The 8,683-nt window shown below is 62.5% G+C and carries 7 protein-coding genes; 3 read left to right on the top strand and 4 right to left on the bottom strand.

Translation table 11 applies throughout. From position 1 onward, the window contains the following. Window positions 1-11: 11 nt before the first annotated feature. The 4 genes from AB5Y82_RS00325 to phnR form a co-directional block, all read right to left on the bottom strand. Window positions 12-1,748: a putative 2-aminoethylphosphonate ABC transporter permease subunit gene (locus AB5Y82_RS00325; protein ID WP_368173514.1), complete on the bottom strand. Its 1,737-nt coding sequence runs from the start codon at window positions 1,746-1,748 to the stop codon at window positions 12-14. After that, window positions 1,745-2,839: a putative 2-aminoethylphosphonate ABC transporter ATP-binding protein gene (locus tag AB5Y82_RS00330; RefSeq protein ID WP_227342709.1), complete on the bottom strand. Its 1,095-nt coding sequence runs from the start codon at window positions 2,837-2,839 to the stop codon at window positions 1,745-1,747. The genes AB5Y82_RS00325 and AB5Y82_RS00330 overlap by 4 nt, the downstream gene beginning before the upstream one ends. A gap of 272 nt (window positions 2,840-3,111) precedes the next feature. Beyond that, a complete protein-coding gene (locus AB5Y82_RS00335) occupies window positions 3,112-4,131 on the bottom strand; it encodes a putative 2-aminoethylphosphonate ABC transporter substrate-binding protein (RefSeq protein WP_005352506.1) in 1,020 nt (339 codons plus the stop codon). Between the two features lie 120 nt (window positions 4,132-4,251). Further along, a complete protein-coding gene (phnR, locus tag AB5Y82_RS00340) occupies window positions 4,252-4,959 on the bottom strand; it encodes a phosphonate utilization transcriptional regulator PhnR (RefSeq protein WP_047438836.1) in 708 nt (235 codons plus the stop codon). A gap of 265 nt (window positions 4,960-5,224) precedes the next feature. On the opposite strand from phnR, the gene phnW reads away from it, so the two are divergent. Genes phnW through phnX form a run of 3 tightly spaced genes read left to right on the top strand, consistent with a single transcriptional unit; the run spans window position 5,225 to window position 8,635 of the window. Then, window positions 5,225-6,367: a 2-aminoethylphosphonate--pyruvate transaminase gene (phnW, locus tag AB5Y82_RS00345; protein WP_368173515.1), complete on the top strand. Its 1,143-nt coding sequence runs from the start codon at window positions 5,225-5,227 to the stop codon at window positions 6,365-6,367. Next, entirely contained in the window at window positions 6,364-7,803 is a 1,440-nt protein-coding gene (locus tag AB5Y82_RS00350; protein ID WP_111900088.1) for an aspartate aminotransferase family protein, read from the top strand. The genes phnW and AB5Y82_RS00350 overlap by 4 nt, the downstream gene beginning before the upstream one ends. Continuing rightward, entirely contained in the window at window positions 7,796-8,635 is an 840-nt protein-coding gene (gene phnX, locus AB5Y82_RS00355; protein WP_111900089.1) for a phosphonoacetaldehyde hydrolase, read from the top strand. The genes AB5Y82_RS00350 and phnX overlap by 8 nt, the downstream gene beginning before the upstream one ends. The last annotated feature ends 48 nt before the right edge of the window (window positions 8,636-8,683 follow it).

Here is an 8,683-nt window from a genome sequence, read left to right on the forward strand (position 1 = left end):
CCTCGATATGGTTATTGGTGGCGCCAGCGCTGGGTGCGATCCAGCAGGGCGCGACTTAAAAAGAGCTGGAGCAGCTTGACGGTGGTGGCGGCCAGCAGGATCAGGGTGGCCATGGCGGCGGCCGCGGCGGTATCGCCGGAATCCTCCATATTGAGCACGGCGATGGAGGCGAGCACGCTGTCGCTCGAATAGAGGAAGATCACCGCCGAGGTGGTGGTCATGGCGTTGACGAACAGATAGATGAAGATCTCCAGCAGCGCGGGCAGGGAGGCGGGCAGGGTGACTCGCCAAAACGCCTTCCAGAGCGGAATGCGCAATGAGATGGCCACCAGCTCCAACTCCTTGGGCAATTGCTTGAGGCTGGTCAGCGCCGTCATATGACCCACGGTGTAGTAGTGGATGACGCAGGAGAGCACCATCAGTGGCAGAGTGCCATAGAGGCTGCCAAAGAGCGGATTGCCGTTGAAAAAGAAGATATAACCTAGCCCCAGCACCATGCCGGGCACCGCCAGCGACAGCATGGCAAGCAGATGTAGCAATTGGCGCAGCGGCGCAAAGTGGCGCCCCTTCTCCTGCGCCCAGGCCAGCACCATCACCAGCACGGTGCCGATAAGCGCGGTATAGAGGCCCAGCTGCAAGGTGTTGGTAAAGGGCTGCCAGCCGTAGACGCTGTTGCTGTCAAAGGCGTAGTGATCCAGCGTCAGCTCGAGGTTGTAGGGCCAGAACTGCACTAGGGAGCCGTAAACGGCCATCCCCACCAGCGCCAGAAACAGCAGGGCCCAGAGCGTGCACCAGCCGAGCGCCAGCAGGTCACGCAGCCGATGGGGTTTGGGCTGATAGGGCACCGCCTTGGTGCTGCTCTGCTCCTGCATCTTGCTGCGCACTCTGTGCTCCAGGGCAAAGCTCAACAGTGCCGGCAGCAGCAGGGTGACGCTGGCCACTGCGCCGAGGGAGAAGTTCTGCATCCCGATCACCTGCCGGTAGATATCGGTAGCCAGCACGCTGTACTGGCCGCCAATCACCTTGGCTACCCCGAAGTCGCAGATGGTGAGGGTGAAGACCGCGATGGCTGCGCTGAGCAGGCCATAACGGGCGGTAGGCAGGGTGACGGTGACAAAGGTGCGCCAGCCGCTGCTGCCCAGCACCCGGGAGGCTTCATAGAGGCGGGCATCGCTCTGACCCAGCGCCGTGATAAGGATCATCAGGGCGTGAGGGAAGCACCAGAAGCCAAGACTGATGACGATGCCGATGGGGCCGTAGATGCTCTCGCCGCCAAGTAGCCCCTTGGCGATCCCCTGATTGCCAAACCAATAGACCAGACTGATGGCGGGCAACAGGGAGGGCATCAACAGCGGGATCAAACCGATCAGGCGAAACAGGCTCTTGCCCGGCATGCAGGTGCGGGTGAGGGCATAGGCGTAGCCAAAGGCGATGGTCACCACCAGCGCGGTGATCAGCACCCCGAGCCAGAGGGTGTTGCCTATGGTGCGCCCCAGATGAGGGGAGTCGAAGTAGGCGCTGAAGTTGGCAAGGCTCACCCAGAGGCCGTTCTCATCCTGCAGACTCTTTTGCAGCATGGTGAGCAGTGGCAGCAACAGACCGCCGGTGAGCAGGGCGATGCCGAGCACCAGCAGGATCAGTTGCAGCAGCTGATCCCGGCTCCAGCCGCGACAGAGCCGCTGCCAGCGAGAGTCTTGGCGGGCTGTCACTGGTGGCTGCAGGGAGGAGGTCGCGAAGGGGGCTGTCATGGGCGATCTCCTTCAAACAGTTGCATCGCCCCGGCGGGCCAGTGCAGCGAGCAGCGCATGCCGCTGCGCCAGCCACCCTGTTCGTGGCGGGGCAGCTCGTGGGTCGGGCGCTCCACCAGAATTTGCTGTGGGCCCAGATAGGTGTCGGCGGTGCAGATAAGACGCTGGGCAGCGCCGAGAAACTCCACCTGATCGATGGTTGCTTCAACGCCATGTTGCCCAAGATACGGCTCGCTCGGCGCACTCAGGGTGATCGCCTCGGGGCGGATCGCCACCTGCAATTTGCTGCCGGCCGTGGCCTGATTGGCGAGTTGCAGCGGTTGTTCGTTGAGGCGCACCTGATTGGGGCTCAGCACCAGGGTCTCGAGGAAGTTCATGGTACCGACAAAGCTTGCCACGAAACGGCTGGCAGGCTGGTGGTAGATCTCCTGCGGGGTGCCCACCTGCACGATGCGGCCGCCCTCCATCACCACGATGCGATCGGCCATGGTCAGCGCCTCTTCCTGATCGTGGGTCACCATGATGGTGGTGATGCCAAGGCGCTGCTGCAGGGCGCGGATCTCGCTGCGAAGGTGGGTGCGCACCAGCGCATCCAGCGCGCTGAGCGGTTCGTCCAGCAGCAACAGACCGGGGGAGAGGGCGAGCGCCCGGGCCAGCGCTACGCGTTGCTGCTGGCCGCCAGAGATCTGGCTCGGGTATTTGTGGGACTGGGCAGTGAGATCCACCAGCCCCAGCCAGTGATCGACTCGCTCCTTGATAAGATCCCGCGCCAGCCCCTGATTCTCAAGGCCAAAGGCGATGTTCTGGGCCACCGTCAGGTTGGGGAAGAGAGCATAGGACTGAAACACGATGCCAAAATCGCGCTCCTGGGGCGGCAGGCGGGAGATATTGCGCCCCCCTTGCCAGATCTCGCCGCTGTCCGGCAGATCCAGTCCGGCGATGGCTCTGAGCAGAGTGGTCTTGCCGCAGCCGGAGGGGCCGAGAAAGCAGATAAACTCCCCTGGCTCAATGGTCAGAGAGATCCCTTTAAGGGCCTGAAAAGCACCGAACTGCTTGTTGAGATGTTGAATGTCCAGATAGGGCTGGGTCATGGTTCGACTCGCTACTGATTTGGTATATACCAGTTTGCGGGTGAAGTGTGACGGTCAGGTGATCGGGGGATGACAGCTTGATGACAGTCAAATGACATCGGGTCGCCAGCAAGTGGCTGGGCACTGTGCGAATGGACTAAGCATCGCTAATTGAAGGCAATACAAACTCGGGAAGTTAAAACCAAAAAGCGAAGGCCAACAGCTGTTGGCCTTCGACTGGCAGTTTATTGGCGGTGGTGTGTCTGGCGTGAACAAACCGCCGCCCTTCACGCTTACTGTTTGGCTTCGGTCTTGCCGTCGAAGCTGGCGCTCCACTGGGCCAGGATGGCGTTGCGCTCGCGGGCTGCCCAGCTAAAGTCGTTGTCGATCATCTGGCCTTTGATATCCGCCGGATAGCCCGCTCTCGGTTGGGCTACATCGGGAATGGCGACCACGGCGAACGACTTGTTGTAGAGGGCGTTGGCCTGTTCGGTGGCGGCAAAGTCGAGCAGCTGTTTGGCGGCTTCCAGCTTGGGAGTGCCCTTGATGATGGCGGCGGCTTCCATATCCCAGCCCGAACCCTCTTTCGGGAACACCACCTCGATGGGGGCACCCTTGGCCTTGAGGCTGGTAGCCGGGAAGTCGAAGGAGATACCGATCACCGTCTCGCCGCTGGCGGCCAGCTTGCAGGGGGCTGAGCCCGAGTGGGTGTAACGGTCGATATTCTGATGCAGGCCGTTCATAAATTGCCAGCCCTGCTGCTCGCCCATGGTCTGCAGCCAGCCCGCAACGCTCAGGTAACCGGTACCGGAGGAGCTGGGGTTGGGCATGATCACCTTGCCCTTGTAGATGGGCTTGGTGAGGTCGGCCCAGCTGGTGGGGGCCGGGATCCCCTGTTTTTCTGCCTCTACCTTGTTGAAGCAGATGGCGCTGAAGAAGGCGTCCAGACCGATCCAGTGCGGCTCGGCCTTGCTGTCGCGAAAGCGGCTGTCGAGCTTGTCCAGCCCTTTCGGTGCATAGGCATTGAGCATCTGCTGCTGATCGAGCTGCATCAGGCTGGTGGCGGCCAGTCCCCATACCACATCCGCTTTGGGCTGGGCCTTTTCTGCCAGCAAGCGGGCGGTGACCACGCCGGTGGAGTCACGCACCCACTTGATGTTGATGTCCGGATGCTGGCGCTCGAACGCGGTTTTCAGCTCGTTGAGCTGCTCCGGTTCGAAGGCGGTGTAGACGGTGAGATCGGTCGCGGCCAGTGCCGGGGCGGTCATGGCAGCCAGCACGGCGGCAGCCAGCAGATGGGTTCCCTGTTTCATCCTCTTCTCCAGTTAAATTGGTTTGGTATAAACCAGATTGGTCGAGAGAGAGGCTAGGGGATCTTTATGACGTGACCGTGACAGCCCCGTGACGTTTTGCCGTTCCTGATTTATCCGTGACTAATCCTGGGTATCCACCTCGATCTCCAGACTGTCGTGACGCCAGTACTCCAGATCGAAGTCGAGTACCCGGCCGTGCTGATCGAAGTTGAGTCGCTCGAGGCGCAGGGCGGGTAGACCGGCGGTGGCCCCCAGCGCCTTGGCCACCTCGTCCGGCAGGGCGGTGGGGAAGAAACGTACCTGCATGCGGGCGTAGTGGAGATCGTAATGGGCCTGGTAGATCTCGGTCAGACTGCCGTTGAGATCCAGCTCCAGCAGGCCGGGTACCCGCTCAGGCAGGCAGTGGTTCTCGCAGTAGCAGATGGCGCGCCCGTTGGCGTAGCGCAGCCGTTTTAGCAGAAACAGGCTGTCGAACGGCTTGAGCTGCAGCTGCGCCATCAACGCGGGCGGTACTGCCTGGCGGCTTTTCTCCAGCAGCTCGGTGTGCGGTTCTCCCCCTTGCTCCCGCACTATCTGGTGAAAGTTGGAGGTGCGTCTGGGGTTCAAGCGAAAGCGCGGCGGGGTGACGAACCAGCCGCGGCGATCCTCCCGATAGATAAGGCCGTTCGCCTCCAGCTGCACCAGTGCCTCGCGGATGGTAACCCGGGTGGTGCCATAGAGTTCCCCCAGCAGCCGCTCGGAGGGAAGCTTGTCGTTGGGGGCCAGACCCCCTGCCAGGATCTGGTTGGCGAGGGCATCCTTGATCTGCAGATATTGCGGTTTGCTCATGAAAATCCCTGATTGTGCAATGAGTTGTGCAATGAGTTGGGCAATGGGCTGGGGACAGGGCAGGTCATCTGCCCGGTCGTTTCACGGCAACATCAACATGCGTTGGTAGATACCAGAATCGCCCCTGTTGTTCAGGCTTCCTAGATTATCGCGATCCCTGCGCTGAAAATGAATTTTTTGTTGCACGTAGCGCCACCCCTTTGACCTTGGCGGGGCAGTTACCCACAATGTGCTCATTCTGGTATATACCAAAAGGAGCGAAGTCATGACCCATATTCCTGCGGCCCCCGCCGCCGTTGATTACCTGCTGCTGACCCCGGGCCCCCTCTCGACCACCGCCACGGTGCGCGCCGCCATGCTGCAAGACAGCTGTACCTGGGATGCGGACTACAATCAGGGCGTGGTGGAGCCCATCCGCCGCGAGCTGGTGCGCCTCGCCACTGGCCCTGAATATCAAAGTGACTACAGCGCCGTGCTGCTGCAGGGGAGTGGCAGCTATGTGGTGGAGAGTGTGCTGGGCTCGGCGATAGGCGTCGATGAGTGTCTGCTGATCATCAACAACGGCGCCTACGGTGCCCGCATGGGGGAGATGGCCCGCTGCCTTGGCCTACGTCACCATGAGCTGGACTGCGGCGAGACCACCCGCCCGGAGCCCGCCGCCATCGAGGCGATGCTGGCGCGCCACCCCGAGATCACTCATCTGGCCATGGTGCACTGCGAGACCACCACCGGCATGCTCAATCCGCTCGATGAGGTAGCTGCGCTCTGCCAGCGCCGCGGCATCCGCCTGATCGTCGATGCCATGAGCAGCTTTGGCGGTATACCCATCGACATGGGACACCTTGGCATCGAGTTTCTCATCAGCTCTGCCAACAAGTGCATTCAGGGGGTGCCGGGCTTTGGCTTAGTCATCGCCCGCCGCGCCGCGCTGGCGGCCTGTGCCGGGCGCGCCCGCTCGGTCTCCCTCGACCTGCACGCCCAGTGGCAGACCATGGAGCAGCAGGGGGGCAAGTGGCGCTTTACCTCGCCCACCCATACCGTGCTCGCCTTTGCCCAGGCGCTGCGCGAGCTGGATGAGGAGGGGGGCATTGAAGCCCGTCATCAGCGTTACAGTGAAAATCAGCGCACGCTGGTGGCGGGGATGACTGCCCTCGGCTTTGCGCCACTGCTGCCAGAACAGTGGCAATCTCCCATCATCACCGCCTTCTACTCTCCGACCCACCCTGACTACCGCTTCGCCGACTTCTACCAGCGGCTCAAGGCGCTGGGCTTTGTCATCTATCCGGGCAAGGTCTCCCAGGCCGATTGCTTCCGTATCGGCAATATCGGCAACGTGACCCCGGAGCGGGTGTGCGATCTGCTCGCCGCCATGGCCAGCGCCTGCTACTGGCAAGGGGACGCGCGATGACCAGCATGCTGGCTCAGGGTCGTGACCTGTGTGGCCGCGATTTGCATGACCATAAGCTGCACGGCAGCGGCCGTGCCGATAGCGAAGGGGATATCAACCTCGGCGAGGGGCGGGCGCGCTGGTGGGCGGGCCAGAGCGAAGATGTACGGGCCGGATTGGCGGAGGATAGCCGCTACTTCCTCCATCAGGCGCTCTCCACCCCCTGTCTGGATTTGATCGAGGGGGCGCAGGGGAGCTGGTTGACCAGCGTATCGGGCAAGTGTTACCTCGATTTTCACGGCAACAGCGTCCATCAGCTGGGCCACGGCCACCCCAGGGTGGTGGCCGCGGTGCAGCAGCAACTCGCCGATCTGCCGTTTGCGCCCCGCCGCTACACCCATCAGGTTGCCATCGACTGTGCCCGCACCCTGGCTGAACTGGCCCCCGGCGATCTCAACCGGGTTCTGTTCGCCCCCGGCGGCAGCGAGGTGGTGGGGATTGCCCTGAAGCTTGCCCGCTTTATCACCGGCAACAGCAAGGTGGTATCCCTGTGGGATGCCTTTCACGGCGCCTCCCTCGATGCTATCTCAGTTGGTGGCGAGGCCTGTTTTCGCGCCGGTATGGGCCCGCTGATGGCCGGAGTGGAGCGCATTCCGCCTCCCACCCGTTATCGCGGTGTCTGGTACCGCGGGGAGGGGGATGACCTGCACTACGCCGATTATCTGGAGTATGTCATCGAGAAGGAGGGGGGGATCGGCGCCTTTATCGCCGAGCCGATCCGCAACACCGATGTACAGGTGCCCTCGAAGGCCTACTGGCAGCGGGTGCGGGAGATCTGCGATCGCCACAAGGTGCTGCTGATCGTCGACGAGATCCCGAATGCCCTGGGTCGCACCGGCCACTGGTTCAGCTTTGAAGAGTTCGGCATCGAGCCCGACATCATCTGTCTGGGCAAGGGGCTGGGGGGCGGGGTGGTGCCGTTTGCAGCGCTCATCACCCGCGACCGGTTCAATCAGGCCGCAGCTATTTCACTCGGTCACTACACCCACGAGAAGAGCCCTATCGGCTGCGCGGCGGCGCTCGCGACCATCGCGACCATCCGCGAAGAGGGGTTGCTGGCAAAAGCGCAGGAGGATGGCCGTTTTATGGCGGCCGAGCTCGGCAAGTTGGCCGAGCGTCACCCGCTGATAGGACAAGTACGCGGTATCGGCCTCCTGTGGGCGCTCGATCTGGTGGTCGATCATCAGAGTCGCGCCCGCAATAGCCAGGCCGCCGAGCGGCTGCTCTACCGCTGTCTGGAGCTGGGGCTCAGCTTCAAGATCTCCCAAGGGAACGTTATCCAGCTCTCGCCACCGCTCAATATCGCCCGCGCCGATCTGGTGCGCGCCATCGCTATTCTCGATCGCGCCCTCGGCGAGATCGCACTTTCACCGAAACAGGAACATCACCATGACTGACTTGCAGATTGTTGTAGACCCGACCACCGACGTAGAGGTGCTGATCCTCGACTGGGCCGGCACCGTCGTCGATTTCGGCTCCTTCGCCCCCACCTCCATCTTCGTCGAGGCCTTCGCCCGCGCCTATGACTTCCCCGTGACTCTGGATGAGGCGCGCCAGCCCATGGGGTTGGGCAAGTGGGATCATATCGCCGCGCTGGGCCGTCTGCCCTCGGTGGATGCGCGCTGGCAGGCACGCTTTGGCCACCCCATGAGCCACGCCGAGGTGGACCACATTTATCACACCTTTATGCCGCTGCAGATTGCCGCCGTGACCCGCTTCGCCGACCCCATCCCCGGCGTGTTGCCGGTGCTGGATGCTCTGCGGGGTCAGGGGATGAAAATCGGCTCCTGCTCCGGTTATCCCCGTCCTGTGATGGAGGCGCTGGTACCTGCTGCGGCCGATCACGGCTATCGGCCGGATCACTGGGTCGCCACCGACGATCTCAAAGCCGGTGGTCGCCCCGGCCCCTGGATGGCGCTGGCCAACGTGATTGAGCTGGGAGTGAGCTCGGTGCATCGCTGCATCAAGGTGGATGACGCCGTGCCGGGTATTAGCGAAGGGCTTAACGCGGGCATGTGGACGGTGGGATTGTCGGTTTCCGGCAACGAGTTTGGCGCCACCTGGGACGAGTTTGTCGCCATGAGTGAGGCTGAGATCGCCGCCCGGCGCGCACCGGCCGAGGCCAAACTGCGGGCGGCGGGGGCACACTATGTGATTGATACCCTGGCCGACATCGCCCCGGTTATCGCCGATATCAACCGCCGTCTGGCCGCTGGCGAGCGGCCGTAGGCCATCTGCTTGGTCTAACAAAAGCGCTTGGCTGGCTTTAGATACAAC

Source organism: Aeromonas sp. s13 (assembly GCF_040907905.1).
Taxonomy (GTDB): domain Bacteria; phylum Pseudomonadota; class Gammaproteobacteria; order Enterobacterales; family Aeromonadaceae; genus Aeromonas; species Aeromonas veronii.